Origin of the sequence: Bacteroides sp. MSB163, assembly GCF_036416795.1 — a bacterium.
GTDB lineage: Bacteria > Bacteroidota > Bacteroidia > Bacteroidales > Bacteroidaceae > Bacteroides > Bacteroides maternus.
Genome location: NZ_CP143867.1, coordinates 1,247,064 through 1,268,285 on the forward strand (window position 1 = coordinate 1,247,064; position 21,222 = coordinate 1,268,285).

Sequence of the window (21,222 nt, forward strand, 5' to 3'; positions counted from 1 at the left end):
AAGACCTATCCAATCATGGCATATTCGTTTTTCACTTCAATCAATTTCTTTCAAAGAAAGAATCATCTTTTCCATTTCCGGCAACCATTTATTCCATCCCAAAGTTGAAGATGACACAAAATCTATAAGATAAACATTTTCCTTTCCTTGAACATACCACTTTTTCATTCTCATATATATATTCTTGCCTGTTTCCAAATGCCTAACAGGCATGCACACCAGTTCTACAGATTGCTTCACTTTCATAGAGCCAGGCTTACCCCAAGTTACTGTACTATAATATTGGCTATCCACAAAACTCAAGCTATCCCTTTTTTGTATTTTCTTATAATCCTTACAACCCTTGAATTCTAAAACAGAAACTGAGACCCCAAGGTTGTAATCCGGACAAATCCTAGTCATACATACCGTTTCATACCCTGCTATTTTCCGTCTCATCGGCTCTTTACTAATCTGTTCACTTGTACAAAGTTTCCAGTCTGCCATCATATCAATACTATAAGTATCACCCTTCATTTTCACATAAGAAACCTGTTGCCCATTAACATGGATACCATACATAAGCCCAATCAAAAGAAGGACCAGTTCTTTTATCCTTTGCACGCCCATCATTATCTAATTCGCTACAGTTCAAATTTATAAATCGAATTCTCATCTTCCACGAACACACCATAGAAAATCCCATTCTGTTCGTCCACAATGAAAGAACTTATATAACGGTCTAATTGATATCGCTTCAATGGGCGACCTTCCCAGTCGAAAAGTTGGATACTGGGATTGCCTACCTTATTACTTATCTCATTTACTGTCATATCCAAATTTAAAGTGTAGATATAGCGATCAGTAGCATAAAGGGCTATCGGATGAATATACCTATTCTCATCTCTTACATCAGGCAGTTCTTGACATGGAAGAATATCTAAAACATTGTCCGTTTTCAGTTCACCATTAGCATTATAAATACGATATCTGCGTAAATGCTGGTAGAAAACAGCTACACAAGTTCCATCAGGCTTAGCTGCCAACAAACTATTATAAGCCTGATTACGCGCCAGCGCATCCTTAAACCTCGGTTTTACCTCTTCAGGATACACACCTAATTCTTCATAGTTCCCATCAGGATAAAGAAATCTCAATTCATGCTCCGAACCATACTCTGTATTGCAGCAATATAAAGAATCTTTCAGTTCTATCAAGCCATTGAAATATTGAAATTCATAAGGCATGTCCGTAGAAATTATATGAGGTTCAGTATTTTCCCAATTTACAGTTTTCAACTTATTTAGATCACTTAATGTAAAACCGGATTCCGTACAGCTAACAGCCTGTATCGAAGGTAAATGGAAATCATCAGGTCCTTCCCCTTTTATTCCAAATTGCCCTTGATACTCAAGTTCAGGCATACTAAACACTTGAAATAAAGTATCTGTTTTTTCATTCAATACAATCAATCTATCTTTCAGAAGAAAAAGATTCCGAGGATAAAGCAAAACAGGAGGGACCTCTATTTTTGTACTTTTTACAGATATAGTTTGTTCAAAACCACTATACCTATTAATTTCCGCTCTTTTATGGGAACATCCACAAAGTAAAACCAAGGCAAAAAACAAAATAATATTTTTCGACATCATACCTTCATCTATTTTAATAGAGATGGTTAAAACTCCGAATTTATTATTTAAATCATTCTTATTTTAACCATCTCTGACTATACATTATAAAAATTAGTTCCTAAAGCAAGAACGACTGATATCAAAGTTGCGCCCTTTTTTCTGAGTACAAGTATAACAATCTACAAATATTTGATCACTATGAAACCAATCTGCAGGTGTATATACTTGATAACATTGATTTTCACCATTGCCAATTTCACCACTTGCCAACGCTTCCACATTAGCCAATGCTAATTCAGACATAACATCAACTTTTTGCGAAGTATAAACACCATATCCTGCAATTGCTGCAAAGATTGCAACAAAAGCCACTTTCATAAATTTCTTCATTATTTTTCATTAAATTGTTAATATTATGCATACTAAGTATGCAATTAAAGCTAAGACATTACCCGTCTTAAAAAAACAAGATTCATGCTGCGCTATCGTCACAGCTGAAGCCTTTTTCCCGTTTTCGATTTAAATCACTACCTTTGCATAGCCCTCCTTTCTTAATTAATGGGTTATGGAACAGATGGTACGCCATACTTCAATCAAACGCACTCCATCTGTTCCGTTTTTATTGCATCATATCTTATTTCTTTTTGTCAGTATAAGCCACTCGGCTATAATTGGTTGCTACCTTTTTCTAGCTCCCACGTGCTTCAAAGGTAGAATACCCCAAAAAGAATATCAAATATATTACGACTAAATATCTGACATCAAGACATTTTTAACTGTTGTCAGATTATGTCAGATTTCGTATTTCCTCGTTTTCCTCCGATGAAACCGGGATTTTCAGCCAGTAATGGTAATCTCCATTTAGAATGACTGCACCTGCGCACATCTCCACCAAAAAGGCACGCAGCCTTCTGACGGCAGTATATACCCGTTCGGAAGTACCACCACCATCCGGCCACAACACATCGCAAATCTCCGATATGGATAAGTCGCAATTTTCCGCCTTCAAAAAGGCAAGTAGCAATGTGGAAGCTTGCCGGGTGATAAATTCCGCCCTCTCTTTACGAAACAGCCGTCTGCTGACAGAATCAAAATGAAGTCCATTCCCTAATGGATAAATATCGAAGGGAGTTCCCCTTCCGGCAACAACCTTCTTTCCCGTCTCCAATATGGCAGGACAAATGCCTCCACCTGCGATTGCATTCTTCTTAACATAAAAGATATTTAAAAAGAACCGCTTTAACATTCCTAAGTCCATGTTTTTCATATATCATCTAACCCGTTAATCAATACCAATAAACCTCCCCTGCTTCATACAAAAAAGGACGCACATGTTTCCGCCCACTTTGCGAAACAGGACGGATCAGCCACAACGCATTTCGGGGAATATCTGTAAAACGCAAAGGCTTCCCTCCTTCAGTGCTCGTAACAACTTGCCAACTATCCTGCCACAAGCAAAGTTCGTAGGTCTCATCCTTCCGGTACTCCACATCCAAATACGGGCAAAAGCTCACCTCCGCCAGCTGACAACATTCTCCTAAATCCAAGTCTGCATACTTTTCATCCAAGTCCATCCTATATCCTGTTGAAGAATAAGCATCCAAAACACAATCTGCCGATTCCTCTTTATGAGATAAAGGAAGTTCAGTCAACCAACGGACATTCTTCAGCGGCACTTCCCCCGAAGCATTGTTTTTATAGAATTTCAAATCGCCTAGCGCCATTCCTTTGGTAGGCAACATCATCCGTACATAACGTACCGAATCTTTGGATTGCACTTGCAGTCGTTGACTGTTCAGCTCTATCCGCTCCGGGAATACACACAACGTATCTCCCCATCTACCATACACCTTCCCTCCCTTAAGCACTGTTCCGGTTATGATCCCGTTATTATACCTGTTCAATGGATAAGCCAGTACACCTGTATACTGTGTAGTCACCATTTCTTCCCGTGTATCCTCCGGATGAAGTATTCGTACCTTCCCATCTTTCTGTACCAATACGGGATCAGCCGCCACTACCATCTCCCCGTCCACACAGTACATGGGCAAATAAACAATATCTTTCCCCATTCCCGAAAACAACGCCACATCCTCGGTTATCTTTCCCCAATGAACAGGCTTCCAGTTATTATAATTCCACACGCACAGATACGCATACTTCGTGCCGGAAGGCACCTTACGCAGCTTTATCCTCACATTCACCGTATCAAAATACTCATGCGAAACATCTTTCTTCCTTAAACTTCTGAAGGCTTCCGGTATATCCTTAGCGGGCACTCCATCTGCCAGCGGCCCTTCCATATAATATCGGTATGTCTTCCTGAAAACCTTAGGCAGACGGAAGCGTCCCCAGTATTTATGATAATCCATATTGTTGTAAAGGCGCTTATACTGCCACAAGTCCTGTTCCCAAAAGGGATTAAAAGGATGAATATCTCCCTCTTCAATCAATACACTCCACGAATGGGAACTTCCCCTATTGGCCCATGCCGGAACGATATCAGTGGCAGCCGCTATACCTAAAGAAGAAAACAACAATGTGTTATGCCAACATTTGTGCGTGCAAAGTCCATGACGTAACTTCTCTAAGGTAGCAACATCCCATATAGGAATACCGGTGGCATGAAATCCCGAATGCCCTATGTAACTATACAATCGTAACAGGGAATCCGCTTCTTCTATCATATTTTTTCCGGGATTGGCAAAAAACTGTCCGTGATGCCTACTGTAAAATACCTGGCGTGCACTATCCACCAACAGACCGTTTTCCTGGCGATAAGGCAGAATGTAATCACAAAAAGTTTCAAAAGAATAGTTCCGGGTGTAGACATTCTCTTTCCATACCCGAAATGCCTGCTCAATTTCCGTTATTAACCGGGAAGCTTTAATGGTCTTAATATCAATACACATATCCTTTTTCAGCTTTTCATTATTATAGCTGGAATATGCATTCCACAGGCTGTCTATCTGCCTTCCCCAGTCTTTACCCTTGGGATACTGGTCGTATATAGACAGAGAATCATAATCGTAGGTATGCGACAATGAATCATACATTTGGTAGAAAGGCTGGCAAGCTGCCACAATTTCTTCGTCCACGGCAAAAGCTCCCGGCATATTCTCTATAAGAAAACAAGCCGCCTTATACTTCAAACTATCTCCCCTGAAGTAATCCAAAACCAATTCTAACTCTTTCCGGTTCTCTCCGGAAGCGGCTAATGCGCGTTCTAACGAACTTTCTTGCCGACATGCGACGAGAAAAATCAATACCAGATATAAGGTAAACCTCAAGTTGTTCATTACTTTTTTAATATCTATGTTTTATTAAAGAGTTTTATTGAGACCTTTCACGAAAGGCATAGTGTTTTATTTCATAAACACAAACTATAACAACCACAAATATAATAAATAATATTATTATATATCCAATAAATCATAAATATATAATTAAACATTCAGATTATACATTAAATAAATTCATATTACAAGCAATAGATTTTAAATACAGCATCAATATTTTACGAATTCACAGTTGAAAATCAATTAACCGGAATTATCTTATAACAAGAGTGTTTCATTGCAATACAAAACCTATCCTCGTTATATCCGGGATGCACCTGCTCCGTACCTTCTCCACTCACAGGTACCTCTGACCGAAGAAAATACGGCCTTGATACGGAGCAAGTGTATCCCGGATATAACGAGGACAGGTCATAATACAATGAAGAAGATCAAAGCGTTATCTACGCAAAATGACGCAAATGAACGCAAAAATCACAGGAAGCGGGTTGAAGAGATCTATTTTCCATAGATTTGCACAGTAACAGAAACAAGTAATTAAAAACACAATATCATGGGAATTATCAACCAGGGCATTCTCGGAGGCTTCTCCGGTAAAGTGGGACCGATAGTAGGGTTCCGCTGGAAATCAAACTACTATATACGTGCACGCGCCGCCAAAGTCAGCAATCCGCGCACACCGAAGCAACAGGAACAACGCGGTAAATTCGCTACGGCATTCAGCTTCCTGAAGACTATAAAACCTTTCATACGTATTGGCTACAAGGAATTTACACAGGATAAATCCGCATTCAACTCCGCTATGTCCTACACTCTGAAAAGAGCCGTGACTGGCAGTGGAAAAGAAATCAAAATAGACTTTGACCGGGCACTGGTTTCTATAGGAACCCTGATACCGGTATTCGAAGGTGCAGCCACACAAGACGGAAATAAGATGCACTTTAACTGGCAGGACAACAGTGGCATGGGAAATGCAGAAGATACGGACATAGCCATGTTATTAGTATATAACAAAGACAAAGAAACAGCTGTTTACGATACGGAAGCCACCCTACGTTCCACACGACATGCAGAATTTCAACTTCCTTCCGACTGGCAGGACGATGAATTGATAGCCTACCTCAGTTTTCGCAGCGCCGACGGGAGTTGCGTGGCCAATAGCATTCGCCTGACGGTAACAGTAGACAAAACAGCCCTACCTGCACCGGACCAGGAGGCTTCCGCCTTATGTACTTCATCAGATCGGATTCCGCTTTATCCAAAACCTAAACAGCCGATCATTAATAACGTACCCGTCAAGGGTCTTACCTACCATACCCTTACCGGAAAGCCCTTTCAGGGCAGACTGTACGGAACTGGGTGATTTCAGATGATATCTTCGCACAAACTCACCGGAAGTCACATTGGCAGCAACATTTTCGGCAGCTATCGCACGGAGTATCTCACGCTGGCGCTCCGTTAAATCCGCAAAGATGGACTGATAGATGAAATTTTGTTTTCTGATAAGGGAAGCCAGAGCCATTTCGAAATAAGCCGATGTAGCCGTCCCTCCCTTTTCCGTCAGCAGGAACACCTCATTCATCAGCATTTGCAGGTAAAGAGTGATGCCTTCAAAACTCAGATATATCACTTCCACCAAACCGGCATCTAAAACTTTTCCATACTCACGAAAATGCATTTGGGCAAATTCTATATATTTATCCAAAGGTATACTCTCAAGATGCAAAGTAAAGGTGCTCTGATAGAAAGGACGGTTGGCACTGTTAAACATATCCAACAGCAAGCTGGGCTCGCTACCGGCAAAGATGAAACGTGCGTTCGGGCAATGTTGTATCTGTGTACGCAGCAGGGCCTCCATATTCTTTTCCGCATAATGGTTTATTTGCTGAAACTCGTCAAACGCAACAATACAGGGTTTATCGGCAGTATTCAGATACGCAAAGATTTCATCTAAAGTAGTATCGACAGAAGTCACACTACCCAAACCTATTTCCAGCGTAGGTTCACCGGTCAGAGCATCTATTTTCACAGCAGGGCGCAAAGAAGTTATGGTTTGCAAAAAACGATCCAGAAACTTCCTGCCACGCGGCTTCAACTGGTCAATAATGGCATTGACGAAAGCATATACAAATTCACGGATAGAGGCCGTCGCAAAGATATCTATAAAGAAAACATTATAATGTTTACTGATTTTCTCCTGATGGAAAGTATGTAGTATCAATCCGGTCTTTCCCATACGTCTTTGGGCAATCAATACTACATTACGTCCATTCGTCAAATCTTGGACCAGTTCATCGGTTTCCCGCTCACGGTCGCAAAAGTAATGACTGCCGGCATAGGCACCTATGATAAAGGGATTCACTTGTATACTCTTCATGATTATTCTGCTTTAGATTATTGCAAATATAATAATTATATTCGTAATAATCATTCTAACTTGCTACGAAACTTTTGGAAATGCGGAAAGTTACTACATGGACAATAGAGCCACCTTTCCCGTATAAAACCGGCAGGTGCACCGTAATAAATTCCGTAACTTTGCCATCAGTTAACGTAAAAAACGGAAAAACATGAAGAAATTTACCATTACATTGGCGCTCTCCATTATGACAGCGCTATTGATTACCACTCCTTGCAATGCCAAGGGAAAAGCAAAACATGTCGTATTAATCGGTTTGGATGGTTGGGGTGCCTACAGCGTTCCCAAAGCTGATATACCTACTATTAAACAATTGATGGCAGACGGAGCCTATACGCTTGAAAAACGTTCGGCCCTCCCCTCTTCCAGCGCCATCAACTGGGCTTCCATGTTCATGGGTGCCGGACCCGAATTGCACGGATATACGCAATGGGGTTCCAAAACGCCTGAGCTTCCTTCACGGATACTCAATCAGCATGGTATTTTCCCTACTATTTTTCAGCTATTGCGTGATGCACAACCCAAAGCAGAAATCGGTTGCCTATACGAATGGGATGGTATTAAATATCTGGTAGACACCCTCGCATTAAGTCACTACAAGCAGGCGCCCGATTATAACAAATATCCCGAAGCTCTGTGCACAATGGCAGAAACATATATCAAAGAGAAAAGACCAACCCTGCTTGCCGTCTGTTTTGATAATCCCGATCATGTAGGACACCAGGCCGGACATGATACTCCCGAATATTATGCCAAACTAAAAGAACTGGATGCTTACGTTACCCGCATCATTCAAGCCGTAAAAGATGCCGGTATCTTGAAAGAAACCATTTTCATTGTCACTTCCGACCACGGAGGCATTGAGAAAGGACATGGCGGCAAAACCATGAATGAAATGCAGACACCTTTCATCATTTCCGGTAAAAATGTGAAGACAAGCGGTGAATTTCAAGAAAGCATGATGCAATATGATGTTGCTTCCACCATTGCCTATATCTTCGGACTGGAACAACCGCAAGTTTGGATAGGCAGGCCCATGAAGCAAGTATTCAAATAAAAAATCAGCGATAAATTAACGTCGACAGATAATCTTCTGCAAACATCTCATTCGCCACTTCCAGCAAAATCTCCGGAGTAATTTGTTCAATACGTTGATAAACTGCTTCGGAGCTTTCATACTTATTATAGTGCAGGAAAGTCTTCGCCATGCCGAGAGCATTGTTCTCATTATTATCTGAAGCCACACCTATTTGTCCGATGAGTTGCTTCTTCGCAGCTGCGAGTTGTAGCGAAGTCATCTTTGTATCACGCAGATTTTTAAGTTCTTTCATCACCAAACGCATACAAGTATCCACATCATCGGGATCGCAACCAAAATAAGTGCAGAAAACCCCAGTATCCGTATAAGAAGTCAGGTTAGACTCTACATTATAGACAAGGCCACGACGTTCACGCAAGGAAACATTCAAGCGACTGTTCATGCCGGGCCCGCCAAGAATATTATTCAATAGATAGAGCGCGGTGCGCTTGTCATCGTACGCATTATAGCCACGGCTGCCTATCATCACATGAGCCTGATGCGTATCCTTATGCACCACCAGTTTTTCGGGCGTATAAAGAGGCGGCGGAGTACGACGGTTATCCACCGTCACCGCCGGAACATCAGCAAGCAGCTTCTCTGCCCAACGGATGATTTGCTTGAAATACAGGTTTCCCCACACAAAGAACACCATATTCCCCGGATGATAGAAACGGGAAGTAAACGCAGCGGCATCTTCGCTGTGAAAGGTTTTCAGCAGCTCAGGATTCCCCAGGATATTGCGTCCCAACGGATGTCCTCGGAAGATTAAATCCTCAAAATCATCGAAAATAAGTTCGGAAGGGGTGTCTTCATAAGATTGGATCTCATCAATAATCACTTCCGTTTCCTTCTCAATCTCACGTTGCGGAAAAGTAGAGTGAAAGACAATATCCGCCAGTAACTCGAACGCACGGCCGAAATGTTCGGTAAGAAAAGCAGAGTAGATCACTGTTTCCTCCTTGTTGGTATAAGCATTCAGGTCACCGCCCACATTCTCCATACGGTTGAGTATATGCCAGGCTTTCCGCTTCTGAGTACCCTTAAAAATAAGATGTTCCACAAAATGCGCCATGCCCTGTTCATTCTCCAGTTCATCACGGGTTCCGGCATCAACTGCAAAACCACAGTAAGCCACATCGGAAAATGACGGTTGGTGAATAATGCGCAAACCATTGGCAAGAGTATATTGATGGTGTCCCAGCAAGGGTAATAGTGCTAACTTCTTCATTCTGACGTTTGAAACTAATTGAGGGCGCAAAGATAGCGCAATTTGACGAGGTCCCCTTATCTTCGCAAAGCAAAAATACAATAAAACTTATTGCCATTTATGGAAAATTGCAGATATTTGTAGGCTATAACCTAACTACTAACAAAAATAGTATAATGATTGAATCCATTCAAGAGCTTTTGCAGAAAGAGGCACAAGCCGTACTGAACATCCCCGTGACAGACGCTTACGAGCGTGCGGTAGAACTTATCGTGGAACAGATTCACCGGCGGAAAGGAAAACTGGTGACCTCAGGTATGGGAAAAGCCGGACAGATTGCCATGAATATTGCTACGACATTCTGTTCCACAGGAATTCCTTCCGTATTTCTGCACCCCAGCGAAGCACAACACGGAGACTTGGGCATCTTGCAGGAGAACGACCTGCTGTTGCTGATTTCCAATTCCGGTAAGACGCGTGAAATCGTTGAACTTACACAATTGGCTCATAATCTGAACCCAGACCTCAAGTTTATTGTTATTACCGGAAATCCGGATAGTCCGTTGGCACACGAGTCCGATGTATGCCTCAGCACAGGAAAACCAAAGGAAGTCTGTGCTTTAGGTATGACTCCCACCACTTCGACCACTGTGATGACCGTTATCGGCGACATCCTTGTGGTACAAGTCATGAAACAGACAGGATTTACTATTGGAGACTACTCCAAACGCCATCACGGTGGCTATTTGGGTGAAAAATCAAGAAAATTATGCGAAAAGTAATTGGTATAGGAGAAACGATTCTTGACATCATTTTCCGCAACGGTCAGCCGACAGCTGCCGTACCGGGCGGTTCAGTATTCAATGGCGTCGTGTCATTGGCACGGGCAGGCGTTCCCGTCAGCTTTATCAGTGAGACAGGAAACGACCGGGTAGGTAATACAATCCTGCAATCCATGCGGGATAGCGGCATGTCTACTGACTATGTCAACGTATTTCCCGATGGAAAATCCCCAGTATCACTGGCCTATCTTAACGAGAATGGTGATGCGGAATACATCTTCTACAAAGATTATCCCAAGCAACGGCTGGATGTGGTTTTCCCAAAACTGGAAGAAGATGACATCGTGGTTTTCGGCTCCTATTTTGCCCTGAATCCAGTGCTGCGCGAAAAAGTTCTGGATTTATTGGAGCAGGCACGTGAGAAGAAAGCAATCGTGTACTACGACCCCAACTTCCGGTCGTCACACAAAAGCGAGGCTATCAAGTTGACGTCCACCATCATCGAAAATCTGGAATATGCCAACATTGTGCGCGGATCTATAGAAGACTTTTTCTATATGTACAATCAAAGAGAAGTGGACAAGGTATATAAAGACAAAATTCGTTTTTATTGCCCTAACTTCCTTTGTACTGCCGGAGCCAAAGAAATCTCACTACGCACCAATAGCATCACCAAAGAGTATTCTATTCCCCCATTGGAAGCAGTCAGCACTATTGGCGCAGGCGATAACTTTAATGCCGGTATTATTTATGGTTTATTGAAGTACGACGTGCGTTACTGCGATTTAGGACAGATAAACGAGGACACCTGGGACAAGATTATCTGTTGCGGCATCGAGTTTGCGGCAGATGTATGCCGGAGTTTCAACAACTCTATATCACCGGAATTTGCCAAGCAGTTGCCTCCCGTTAACTAAATCCCCGTTAAAGGAGAAAAAACTCTGTGAAACTCTGTGCCCTGGAATAACAAAAGTCATCAGAATACATATCTTTGCAACAAAGCGAAGATAAGCTGCACCTCGGCATAAAAAATGAACAAGTTCATTTTATTCTGCTCTCGGTTTGCATTATCTTTGCATATATATGCTCAGACAAAAAAACTATGTATAGAAATCTGTTGAACTTGCTAACATGTGTATTGCTGCTACCGGCTTGTAGCGGCACAGCTCCTCATATTTCCATTGTTTGCGAAGAAAATAACGTCGGGAACAGTATTGTCAAATGGGAAATAGCGCCTCTCATCAAAGGGAACGTAAAGGTATATGCTTCGACTGACCCGAACAATATTCCCGAGGATTCTCCGGTAGCCATAGCAAACATTTCCGATCAGCGAATGACGATTGTCACCACAGACCCTACCAGGCGTTATTACTACACCCTGGTATTTAATGATAAATATCGCGTAAAGATTGCCACCCGCAATGTCAATATCCCCGGCATACAAAACTTCCGTGATATGGGTGGGTATCCGTCATACCCTACCAAAAAGAGGGTGCGTTGGGGCATGCTCTATCGTTCTGCACAGATAGACAGTCTGGAATGCTACTCACGCAGGGAACTGAAGAATATAGGCATCAAGACCATCATCGATCTGCGCTCAGAATCGGAGTTAAAAGGTCACACTCCACCGCAACAAGGATTTAATGTAATACATGTCCCTATAAAAACAGGAGATATGGAAGATATCCTGAAAGGCATTCAGGAGCAGAAGATAAAAAGCGACACCGTCTACCGGATGGTGGAACGGATGAACCGTGAATTGGTAATGAACTATCATAAAGAATATCGCCAGATATTTGACATCCTGCTGAACAGCGCCAATTATCCTGTCGTTATCCATTGCTCCTCCGGCAAAGGACGCACCGGCATTGCTTCAGCACTGATCCTCGCCTCCCTTGGCGTGAACAGCGACATCATTATGGAAGATTACCGCCTAAGTAACGATTACTTCAACATTCCCAGCGCTTCCAGTTATGCCTACAACCTGCCAGCACGCTCGCAAGAGGCCATTACGACCATCTATTCGGCAAGGGAAGATTTCCTGAACGCCGCCAAGGAGGGAATAGAGCGTCGGTACGGTGATGTAGACACGTATCTGCAAAGAGCTATCGGACTCACCAAAGAAGAAATAAAGAAGCTGCAAAGCATTCTTCTGATAAAAAACGATTAGTAATAAAAAAAATAGCCCTGTTATTCAATTTTATCGTTGATAACTAATCACTAATCACTAAATTTGTTCTATCTTTGTGCCCGAATATAAAGATATACAAAGATTTAATGAAGAATTTTGAAGAGCTCGGTCTGTCGCCGGAGATACGCCGCGCCATTGAAGAAATGGGATATGAGTGTCCCATGCCGGTACAAGAGGAAGTGATTCCTTACCTTTTAGGAGAAAATAATGATGTTGTAGCACTTGCACAAACAGGAACGGGGAAAACCGCCGCATTCGGCTTACCACTTATCCAGAAAATTAATGTAAAGAACCGGATTCCACAATCCCTTATACTTTGCCCTACACGCGAACTTTGCTTGCAGATTGCAGGTGATCTGAATGATTATTCCAAATACATCACCGGATTGCGGGTATTGCCTGTATATGGCGGTTCATCCATAGACAGCCAGATACGCGCCCTGAAACAGGGTGTACATATCATTGTCGCCACCCCGGGACGCTTGCTCGACTTGATGGAACGCAAAACTGTATCCCTCACCACCATCCAGAACGTAGTAATGGACGAGGCTGACGAAATGCTGAATATGGGATTCACGGACAGCATCAACGCCATTCTTGCCGATGTACCGCAAGAGCGTAACACCCTGTTATTCTCCGCCACTATGAGCCCGGAGATCGCACGTATTTCAAAGAAGTATCTGCGTGACGCCAAAGAAATCACCATCGGACGGAAAAATGAAAGCACAAGCAATGTGAAGCATGTGGTTTTCACCGTTCATGCCAAAGATAAATACGCTGCCCTGAAACGCATCGTAGACTACTATCCGCAAATATACGGCATCATTTTCTGCCGTACACGAAAAGAGACGCAGGAGATTGCCGACAAACTGATGCAGGACGGTTATAACGCTGATTCACTGCACGGAGAATTAAGCCAAGCACAACGTGATGCCGTTATGCAGAAATTCCGTATCCGCAACCTGCAAATCCTGGTTGCCACGGACGTTGCCGCCCGCGGACTGGATGTGGACGACCTGACACATGTCATCAATTATGGTTTGCCGGATGATACCGAAAGTTACACCCACCGCAGCGGACGTACGGGACGTGCCGGAAAGACGGGTACTTCCATCGCCATCATCAACCTGCGCGAAAAAGGCAAAATGCGTGAAATAGAACGGATCATCAGCAAGAAGTTTATTGCCGGTGAAATGCCTACCGGTAAGCAAATCTGCGAGAAACAGCTTCTGAAAGTGATCGATGATCTGGAAAAGGTGAAGGTGAACGAGGAAGATATGGCCGACTTCATGCCTGAAATATACCGTAAGTTGGACTGGTTGAGCAAAGAAGACCTGATCAAGCGCATGGTTTCTCATGAATTCAACCGCTTCTCAGAATATTACCGCAACCGCGAAGAAATAGAAATGCCTACCGACAGCCGTGGCGAACGCAACAGCAGAGGCGGCAGCGAACGCACCGGTGATCGCAGAAGCGGCAGCCGCAAAGCTGATCCGGGATTCACCCGCCTGTTCATCAATCTGGGTAAGATGGATAATTTCTTCCCAAATGAACTGATAGGGCTGCTGAACGGTAATACCCGCGGACGCATAGAGCTGGGACGTATTGACCTGATGAAGAACTTCTCATTCTTCGAAGTAGACGAGAAAGAGGCAGGTAACGTAGTGAAAGCCCTGAACCGTGCGAACTGGAACGGTCGCAAAGTGTCTGTAGAAATTGCCGGTGAAGAAGGCAAAGAAGCTCCCAAAGGCAGACGTAAGAGCGAAGGTGGCAGCAGCTACGGCAAGAAAGAGTTTGACGGCAAGAAGCGCAGCTTCAAAGACGAAAAGCGCAGTGATGCATCTGGAAAACGTAGCGATGCCCCCAGAAAAAGTAGAAGTAAATCTGAAAGTGCTCCGGCTGATAAAAAGAAAAGCAAACCAAGCCGCGAAGAACGTGGCTATACCAGCGCCCGCGGTAAGAAAGACGATTGGAGACAGTTCTTTCAAGGCGACAATAAGGAGTTCCGTGATAAAGAACCCGATTTCAGCGAAGAAGGCTGGGCAAGACGGGCACCTAAAAAGAAATGATAACACAAGATTTCACCGACCTTCACAGGCCGGTGAAATCCCTGAACATCCAATCCAATGTTCTTATCTATTTTTGAATTCCGGATCATCCCTTTTGTAGGGCTACATTACAGATATCTACAAACAGGAACGGGCGGATCCAACAGTATTCCCTCCCAGCATCATCATGTAACTTATTCAGACTTCCAGGAAGACAAAAAACTCAGATAACAATCTCATCTACTCCCTATTCCTCTTTTCTTCATTATCACTCCAGTCTCTTTTTTCCTTTTGCTCCGTCTCAAAAAACACTACGAGACCACTATGAGAGGATTTTTACAATGCCTGAAACAATTTTTATAATATCTGAAACATAATACGGATATATTTGCCTCGACAAATATTATTTCTAAATTAAAATTATGTTTTACATGAAAGACACAACAAGAATGTCAGTACCGCTTTTAAGGCAACTGATAATGTCAGCCATGTTTCTGGCAAGCACATTGAGTGTATGGGCCCAAGCGGGAAATCACGTAACAGGAAATGTGACGGATGTCACAGGTGAACCAATGACAGGAGTATCAGTGGTAGAAAAAGGAACCACCAATGGAGTGGTGACAGGACTGGACGGTAGCTTCCGGTTGAACGTAAAACAGGGTGCCATACTCCGTTTTTCTTTTATAGGATATAAGGAACAGGAAATTCCGGCAGTAACAAATAGCATGATGAAGGTAGTCATGCAGGAAGACTTGGAACAACTGGAAGAAGTGGTCGTAGTAGGATATGGTACACAAAAACGTGCCAATCTGACCGGAGCCGTAGCAACAATGGACAGCAAGCAACTCGCTTCTATGCCTAACACCAGCATTGCAAACTCTTTGGCTGGTATGCTACCGGGACTAATCGCAACCAACAATACCGGTAAGCCAGGTTCCTCGGCCTCTATATCGATCCGCGGTAAAAGTACATGGGGAAACAATTCAGTGCTAACAGTAGTAGATGGTATTGTCAGAGACTTCAAAGACCTTGACGCCAACGAGGTGGAAAACATCACCATTCTGAAAGACGCCTCAGCCGGAGCCATCTATGGTGCCCGCGCAGCCAATGGAGTCATTCTGGTGACCACCAAACGCGGTATGTCGGGCAAGCCCCGTTTCTCCTACAATGGCCGCATCGGAATGACGCAGCCTACACGCTTTCCGAGATTAATGAATGCCTACGAATATGCTTCCACCTACAACAACGGCTTACAGAACATGGGCATAAAAGATACCGACCCACGCTATTTCACCAACGAGCAGTTAGCATCGTATGCAGATGGATCGGTAGGTACAGACTGGTGGAAACTCTGTATGCAGGATTTCTCTTTCCAGCAGGCACACAATTTGACCGTAAATGGCGGAACAGATGCCGTAAAGTATTTCTTCTCTTTGGGATATACCGATCAGGAAGGCATGTTCCACGGTAGCGGATATACCCGTTATAATTTCCGTTCCAACGTAGATGCCACCATAACGAAATACCTGACAATCAGCGTTAACGTAGATGCTTACCTAAGCAAAGCAAAGGCAAGAGACTACTCGGAAGGCAAGATATTCGACAACATCATCCAGCAGCGCCCGTTTCTGACCGCCTATAACCAAACCACCGGACTGCCTATCAACACAACCGGAGAGCATCCGGGGGAAATGTTGAAAACAAAAGGGTATAACAATCACGACTATAACAACTTTTATAGCACGGTCTCTTTCAAGCATGAATTGCCTTTTGTACTAAAAGGCCTTTCTGTCTCCGGACTTGCTTCGTACAGAAAATACTACGATTTTCAGAAAACTTTCAGCGTTCCCTATACCACGTATGACTTCAATGACAACAATGAGGTTACAGGAACAAAGGTAAACGGTGCCGACGGGCTGGAAACTTCCTTGAAAGAGTACTTCGGACAGTCGCAGGAGATTACCTACAACCTCAGCCTGAACTATGCACAGAAATTCGGAAAGCACGATATAAACGTGCTACTGTTGACCGAAGGTTTTGTCAGCAATAAGGACAACCTCGAAGGCTATCGCACAAAATACAGCTCCAATGCAATCGACCAGTTGTTTGCCGGTGGAACGGAAGAAATGTCTACTACCGGAACCGGCGGCGAAGATGCACGTTTGGGCTACGTGGGTCGTATCAACTACAACTATGCCGAACGCTATTTAGTAGAAGTTTCAGCTCGTTATGATGGTTCGGCCAACTTCCCGAAAGGAAAGCGTTTCGGATTTTTCCCTGCTTTCTCACTGGGATGGCGACTGTCCGAAGAAGAGTTCTGGAAAAACATGAACCTTGTCTTCGTAGACCAACTGAAACTGCGCGGTTCTTACGGACTGGTGGGAAATGACCGGGTGACTGCTTTCCAATATCTCGACAAGTACACCTACACCACGAAAGCCAATGCGTATGGTGCCATCTTCGACGGAAAACATCAACAGTCTATCCTATACGGAACTTATCCAAACTATGACATCACCTGGGAAAAGGCCAAAGTAATGAACCTCGGTCTGGACGCTGTCCTGTGGAACGGCAAGCTCGGAGTGGAATTCGACTATTTCCGGAAGAAAACGGTGGATATCCTCAGAAGCCGTGTACGCTCCATCCCCGGAACCTTTGGCAGAAGCCTTCCGCACGAAAATTATGCACGTGTCGACAACCAAGGCTTCGAACTGATTCTGAGCCATCACAACCGTGTGGGTAAAGTAAATTACGGAGTACGGGGTAATGTGGCTTTCGCCAACAACAAAGCAGTAGTATTGGACGAAGCCGCCAATGCCGCCCCTTACGAACGATACATCGGCTATCCGCTGGACTACCGCACGGGACTGGTTGCTATGGGAATTTTCCAAACGGAAGAGGAAGTGGCCAACGCACCCTTGCAATACAACGACAAGACTGTGACGGTAGGTGATATCCGCTATGCCGACCTGAATGGCGATGGTGTAGTAAACGACTATGACAAGACTATCCTGTCATACAACCATGAGACACCGAAACTTACCTATGGTCTGTTCTTGAATGCAGACTGGAACGGATTCGACATTTCCGCATTGTTGCAAGGAGCCGCCAAAGTCAATGTGATGCTGAAAGATGAAGCACGTAACTTCTTCACTAACGGAGGATACTCCAACAACTATGCCTTCATGACCGATTACTGGACTCCGGAAAACAGAAATGCAGAATACCCAAGAGCATGGCTCGGAGCAAACTCGAACAACAACAGAGACTCTTCTTTCTGGCTGAAAGAAGCGGGATACTTACGTCTGAAATCACTCGAAGTAGGATATACGGTTCCGGGAATAGCCAAATCTGGAATTCAGAAGTTGAGAGTCTATGTCTCCGGAACCAATCTGCTGACTTGGTCGAAACTCAAACACTTTGACCCTGAAATGACAGAAGGAAGCGGATCTTACTATCCTCAACAGAGAACTTTCAATATCGGTGCATCTATAACATTTTAATTAATCCTTTGCAATTATGAATAGAATGAAATATATATTTTTATCGCTGTTTGCAGGTTTCCTCTGCACCTCCTGCGCAGACATGCTTGACGTCAAGGATTTGTCAAGTATGAGTGAAACATTTGTTTGGGAAGACGCAGCGCTTGCCAAGCAATTCCTGAACGAATTGTATGCCGACCGTCCTGGTTATGAAGCCAGCAATAACCCTTTCCTGAACAATATTACCGATGAGGGGCGCAACGGACATGCCAAAACCGGAGCCGATGATGTACTGCGAGGAGCATGGACTTCCTCTACATCTTTGGGCAACTGGATGGGCTTTTGGGTGTATACTCAGGTACGGAAAGCCAATGAATACATCTACGGACTGGAGACGAAAGCCACATTCAACGAAGACACCCGGAAAGCCTATTTGGGGGAGGCTAAGTTTCTCCGTGCATTGCTCTATTTCGACATGGTGAAACGCTATGGAGGAGTACCTCTCATAGATAAACCCCAAGGACTGGAGGACAATTTGTTTGTTCCTCGCGCCACAATAGATGAGACCTTTGAGTTTATCTTGAAAGACCTCCAGACAGCCATTACCAATTTACCCCGCAGAAATGCAACAGAAGCCGGACGCGCCACGTTGGGTGCCGCCTGGGCATTACGCTCCCGGGTACTGCTCTATTGGGCAAGTCCGCTGTTCAACTCCGAAAACAAGATCCAGCGTTGGAAAGATGCAGCAGATGCAGCCTACGAAGTCATCAAACTGGCAAAAGCCGGCGACTACGAATTGTCTGAAGATCTCAATATTTGGCTGACCCGTGACAACCGTGAAACCATCTTCGAGAAACAATATCTGCTGGGATTCAAGGAACATGGCTGGGACGGAATGCACAAGCCTCTCTCCATTGCTCACAATGTGGGTACCAAGACTAATCCGACACAGGAGATGGTAGATGCTTTCCCAATGACAAACGGTCTGTTGCCTCATCAGGAAGGTTCGGGATACGATGACCAGAACCCGTATGCCGGACGTGACAAACGCTTCTATGCAGACATTGTCTATCATCTGAGTGACTACTGCGGACGTCTGCAGAACTGCTCGGTAGAGGGTGCAGATCTAGGCTTTGTGGATGCGTGCGGCACATCATTCTGCTCACATACCGGGTATTATATCCGTAAGGGTATTAACGAAAAAAACACCTTATACGACCGCCAAACGGGTTGTGACCAAAGTTTTATTGAAATCCGCTATGCGGAAGTACTGCTGAACTATGCAGAAGCACTGAATGAATACGAAGGTCCCAACGATGATGTATTTGAAGCATTGGATGCGGTGCGCCATCGGGCAGGCATCACTACAGATGTCAAAGATATCCTGGACGATGCAACAGATAAAGAGGAAGTCCGCAAACTTATCTACAACGAACGTCGCGTAGAATTGTGTTTCGAACAACATCGTTATTTCGATATCCGTCGCTGGAAAATAGCAAAAGAGGTGATGCATGGCAAGCGCATGCATGGAATGAGAATCACTGCCAAACGAGATGCGGACGGCAAACCGCTGACAGATGAAGAAGGTAACTACATTTGGAAGTATGACCCTGAAATGGACATAGACAAGTTTCTGGGTGGAGAAAACTTCAGTTGCGTCTTCGAAGATTATATGTATTGGATGCCGATCCCTTACAGCGAGCTGACTAAGAATCCGGCTTTAATTCAGAATCCTGAATGGTAAAGTAAAATTATATATTGAATTTTAATGAAAGAAGAAAATGAAAAAATATAGTTTCCATATACTGCTGGTTTTGCTTTCATTACTAGCAGGCGCATGTTACGATTATGATGATGTGACACACGAAATCGGTGAGGCTTCTGACCAAGCTTTCATCTCTAACATGAACGTGTATGATAAAGATATGAAAAGTGTACTGAAATCCAAAAACATTCCAGCTACCCAAGTAGGTAACGATGGTATCGAACGTTTCAAGGAGGCAAATGCAATGCCTGAAATCATACTGACAGTGAAGTCCGGAACCGATCTGTCATGCCTGATACTCACGGCTACCCTGTCATCGCAATCTTCCTACGCCAAGATCTCTCCCGTTATGGGGACACTGATGGATCTTAGCTCTCCACGTGAGTTTACGGTTACCTCGCAGAGCGGAAAGAATGTACTGAAATATAAGGTGACAGTAGAAACAGAGTAGAAACCGGAAAAATGCGGATGACACAGGCTTCATTATGCAACAGTATAGCCCCAACCTGTGCCGTCCGCAAATTTATATACTTTATAGATAACCCACTTATTCTCTACTTATGATAAATTTATCGAACCGGATGAAATCCGAATTTATGCATTTTCTTTTATTCTTGCTATTTCCGGTGATATCTCTTCCGCTGATGGCACAAACGGCTTCTCCACAGAAGGTAGCATGCGTAGGCAACAGCATAACCGCAGGTGTAGGGCTTCACGACCGCAACCACGACAGTTACCCGATGGTACTGGCACGAATGTTAGGGAAAGAATATGAAGTACGTAATTTCGGCGTGAGTGGTAGGACGATGGTACAGAAAGGGCAATCGTATATGAAAGAAAAGGCATTTGAAAAAGCTTTGGACTACCGCCCGGACATATTAATCGTGAAACTGGGCACCAACGACACCAATCCCCCTTATTGGAAATATAAAAATGATTACATGAATGACATGAACATACTGATACATGCTTTCAAAAAGAGAAATCCGGAAGTGAAAGTTTACCTTTGTTACCCGGTGGCAATCTATTCCGAACGGTTCCGTGAGCGCGAAGAGATACTTGTAAACGAACTTATTCCGATGATAGACAAAGTGGCAAAACAAAATGATGCAGAAACCATAGATTTACATACACCCACCCAGGATATTCCTGACGCCTTTTTCGATAACATTCATCCGAATGAGAAAGGAGCACGTATCATTGCCAGAGAAATATGCAAGGCATTGACAAGAAATGTAACTCGGTGTACAGAATAGAAACTGCAATGATTACGACAACTATAGACTTGGTTAAAAGAAGAATAACTCTTTGTATGGCTCATTTTTTGGATAAATT

16 protein-coding genes and 1 pseudogene are annotated in these 21,222 nt (G+C 43.7%); 10 read left to right on the forward strand and 7 right to left on the reverse strand.

The features are described from left to right. Positions 1–36: 36 nt before the first annotated feature. From VYM24_RS04320 to VYM24_RS04340, 5 genes are all read right to left on the reverse strand, one after another. The gene (locus VYM24_RS04320) at positions 37–612 is read right to left on the reverse strand and encodes a hypothetical protein (RefSeq protein ID WP_299090419.1); all 576 of its coding nucleotides are present in this window, start codon (positions 610–612) and stop codon (positions 37–39) included. Between the two features lie 11 nt (positions 613–623). After that, positions 624–1,631 (reverse strand): BF3164 family lipoprotein, encoded by a 1,008-nt coding sequence (locus tag VYM24_RS04325; protein ID WP_330941543.1) that lies wholly within the window; start codon positions 1,629–1,631, stop codon positions 624–626. A gap of 93 nt (positions 1,632–1,724) precedes the next feature. Further along, complete coding sequence (locus tag VYM24_RS04330; RefSeq protein WP_299090422.1) at positions 1,725–2,003, reverse strand: NVEALA domain-containing protein; 279 nt, start codon at positions 2,001–2,003, stop codon at positions 1,725–1,727. 397 nt (positions 2,004–2,400) lie between these two features. After that, complete coding sequence (locus VYM24_RS04335) at positions 2,401–2,871, reverse strand: helix-turn-helix domain-containing protein (RefSeq protein ID WP_299090424.1); 471 nt, start codon at positions 2,869–2,871, stop codon at positions 2,401–2,403. A gap of 28 nt (positions 2,872–2,899) precedes the next feature. Continuing rightward, positions 2,900–4,912 carry a hypothetical protein gene (locus VYM24_RS04340; RefSeq protein ID WP_330941544.1) on the reverse strand — a complete coding sequence of 671 codons (2,013 nt, stop codon included), beginning with the start codon at positions 4,910–4,912 and terminating at the stop codon, positions 2,900–2,902. A gap of 553 nt (positions 4,913–5,465) precedes the next feature. Here VYM24_RS04340 and VYM24_RS04345 point away from each other — a divergent pair. Further along, positions 5,466–6,023 (forward strand): annotated as a pseudogene (locus VYM24_RS04345) (DUF6266 family protein); the annotation flags it as partial. 126 nt (positions 6,024–6,149) lie between these two features. Here VYM24_RS04345 and VYM24_RS04350 read toward each other — a convergent pair. Further along, positions 6,150–7,289, reverse strand: a complete 1,140-nt coding sequence (locus VYM24_RS04350; RefSeq protein ID WP_425286631.1) for an AAA family ATPase — start codon at positions 7,287–7,289, stop codon at positions 6,150–6,152. Positions 7,290–7,482: 193 nt separating this feature from the next. Here VYM24_RS04350 and VYM24_RS04355 point away from each other — a divergent pair, with 193 nt between their 5' ends. Next, positions 7,483–8,388, forward strand: coding sequence for an alkaline phosphatase family protein (locus VYM24_RS04355; RefSeq protein ID WP_291553549.1), 906 nt, complete (start codon positions 7,483–7,485; stop codon positions 8,386–8,388). Between the two features lie 4 nt (positions 8,389–8,392). Here VYM24_RS04355 and VYM24_RS04360 read toward each other — a convergent pair whose 3' ends face one another. Beyond that, complete coding sequence (locus VYM24_RS04360) at positions 8,393–9,640, reverse strand: M16 family metallopeptidase (RefSeq protein WP_330941546.1); 1,248 nt, start codon at positions 9,638–9,640, stop codon at positions 8,393–8,395. A 155-nt stretch (positions 9,641–9,795) separates the two neighbouring features. On the opposite strand from VYM24_RS04360, the gene VYM24_RS04365 reads away from it, so the two are divergent. The 8 genes from VYM24_RS04365 (at position 9,796) to VYM24_RS04400 (ending at position 21,143) form a co-directional block, all read left to right on the forward strand. Then, positions 9,796–10,401, forward strand: coding sequence for a KpsF/GutQ family sugar-phosphate isomerase (locus VYM24_RS04365; RefSeq protein WP_022208190.1), 606 nt, complete (start codon positions 9,796–9,798; stop codon positions 10,399–10,401). Next, positions 10,389–11,318: a carbohydrate kinase family protein gene (locus tag VYM24_RS04370; protein WP_330941547.1), complete on the forward strand. Its 930-nt coding sequence runs from the start codon at positions 10,389–10,391 to the stop codon at positions 11,316–11,318. Before VYM24_RS04365 ends, VYM24_RS04370 begins: the two co-directional genes overlap by 13 nt. Before the next feature lie 185 nt (positions 11,319–11,503). After that, entirely contained in the window at positions 11,504–12,571 is a 1,068-nt protein-coding gene (locus tag VYM24_RS04375; RefSeq protein WP_330941548.1) for a tyrosine-protein phosphatase, read from the forward strand. A 107-nt stretch (positions 12,572–12,678) separates the two neighbouring features. Beyond that, complete coding sequence (locus VYM24_RS04380; RefSeq protein WP_291553556.1) at positions 12,679–14,661, forward strand: DEAD/DEAH box helicase; 1,983 nt, start codon at positions 12,679–12,681, stop codon at positions 14,659–14,661. Positions 14,662–15,071: 410 nt separating this feature from the next. Next, the gene (locus VYM24_RS04385) at positions 15,072–18,143 is read left to right on the forward strand and encodes a SusC/RagA family TonB-linked outer membrane protein (RefSeq protein WP_330941549.1); all 3,072 of its coding nucleotides are present in this window, start codon (positions 15,072–15,074) and stop codon (positions 18,141–18,143) included. A 25-nt stretch (positions 18,144–18,168) separates the two neighbouring features. Beyond that, complete coding sequence (locus VYM24_RS04390; protein ID WP_330941550.1) at positions 18,169–19,866, forward strand: RagB/SusD family nutrient uptake outer membrane protein; 1,698 nt, start codon at positions 18,169–18,171, stop codon at positions 19,864–19,866. A 37-nt stretch (positions 19,867–19,903) separates the two neighbouring features. Continuing rightward, positions 19,904–20,338, forward strand: a complete 435-nt coding sequence (locus VYM24_RS04395; RefSeq protein ID WP_277112216.1) for a hypothetical protein — start codon at positions 19,904–19,906, stop codon at positions 20,336–20,338. Between the two features lie 130 nt (positions 20,339–20,468). Then, positions 20,469–21,143 (forward strand): GDSL-type esterase/lipase family protein, encoded by a 675-nt coding sequence (locus VYM24_RS04400; protein WP_330941551.1) that lies wholly within the window; start codon positions 20,469–20,471, stop codon positions 21,141–21,143. Positions 21,144–21,222: the final 79 nt, after the last annotated feature.

Coding starts and splice junctions, on each gene's coding strand:
- VYM24_RS04350 (WP_425286631.1), bottom strand. CDS start 7,289: ATGAAGAGTATACAAGTGAATCCCTTTATCATAGGTGCCTATGCCGGC.
- VYM24_RS04325 (WP_330941543.1), bottom strand. CDS start 1,631: ATGATGTCGAAAAATATTATTTTGTTTTTTGCCTTGGTTTTACTTTGT.
- VYM24_RS04390 (WP_330941550.1), top strand. CDS start 18,169: ATGAAATATATATTTTTATCGCTGTTTGCAGGTTTCCTCTGCACCTCC.
- VYM24_RS04360 (WP_330941546.1), bottom strand. CDS start 9,640: ATGAAGAAGTTAGCACTATTACCCTTGCTGGGACACCATCAATATACT.
- VYM24_RS04400 (WP_330941551.1), top strand. CDS start 20,469: ATGAAATCCGAATTTATGCATTTTCTTTTATTCTTGCTATTTCCGGTG.
- VYM24_RS04380 (WP_291553556.1), top strand. CDS start 12,679: ATGAAGAATTTTGAAGAGCTCGGTCTGTCGCCGGAGATACGCCGCGCC.
- VYM24_RS04340 (WP_330941544.1), bottom strand. CDS start 4,912: ATGAACAACTTGAGGTTTACCTTATATCTGGTATTGATTTTTCTCGTC.
- VYM24_RS04375 (WP_330941548.1), top strand. CDS start 11,504: ATGTATAGAAATCTGTTGAACTTGCTAACATGTGTATTGCTGCTACCG.
- VYM24_RS04365 (WP_022208190.1), top strand. CDS start 9,796: ATGATTGAATCCATTCAAGAGCTTTTGCAGAAAGAGGCACAAGCCGTA.
- VYM24_RS04320 (WP_299090419.1), bottom strand. CDS start 612: ATGATGGGCGTGCAAAGGATAAAAGAACTGGTCCTTCTTTTGATTGGG.
- VYM24_RS04385 (WP_330941549.1), top strand. CDS start 15,072: ATGAAAGACACAACAAGAATGTCAGTACCGCTTTTAAGGCAACTGATA.
- VYM24_RS04335 (WP_299090424.1), bottom strand. CDS start 2,871: ATGGACTTAGGAATGTTAAAGCGGTTCTTTTTAAATATCTTTTATGTT.
- VYM24_RS04355 (WP_291553549.1), top strand. CDS start 7,483: ATGAAGAAATTTACCATTACATTGGCGCTCTCCATTATGACAGCGCTA.
- VYM24_RS04370 (WP_330941547.1), top strand. CDS start 10,389: ATGCGAAAAGTAATTGGTATAGGAGAAACGATTCTTGACATCATTTTC.
- VYM24_RS04395 (WP_277112216.1), top strand. CDS start 19,904: ATGAAAAAATATAGTTTCCATATACTGCTGGTTTTGCTTTCATTACTA.
- VYM24_RS04330 (WP_299090422.1), bottom strand. CDS start 2,003: ATGAAGAAATTTATGAAAGTGGCTTTTGTTGCAATCTTTGCAGCAATT.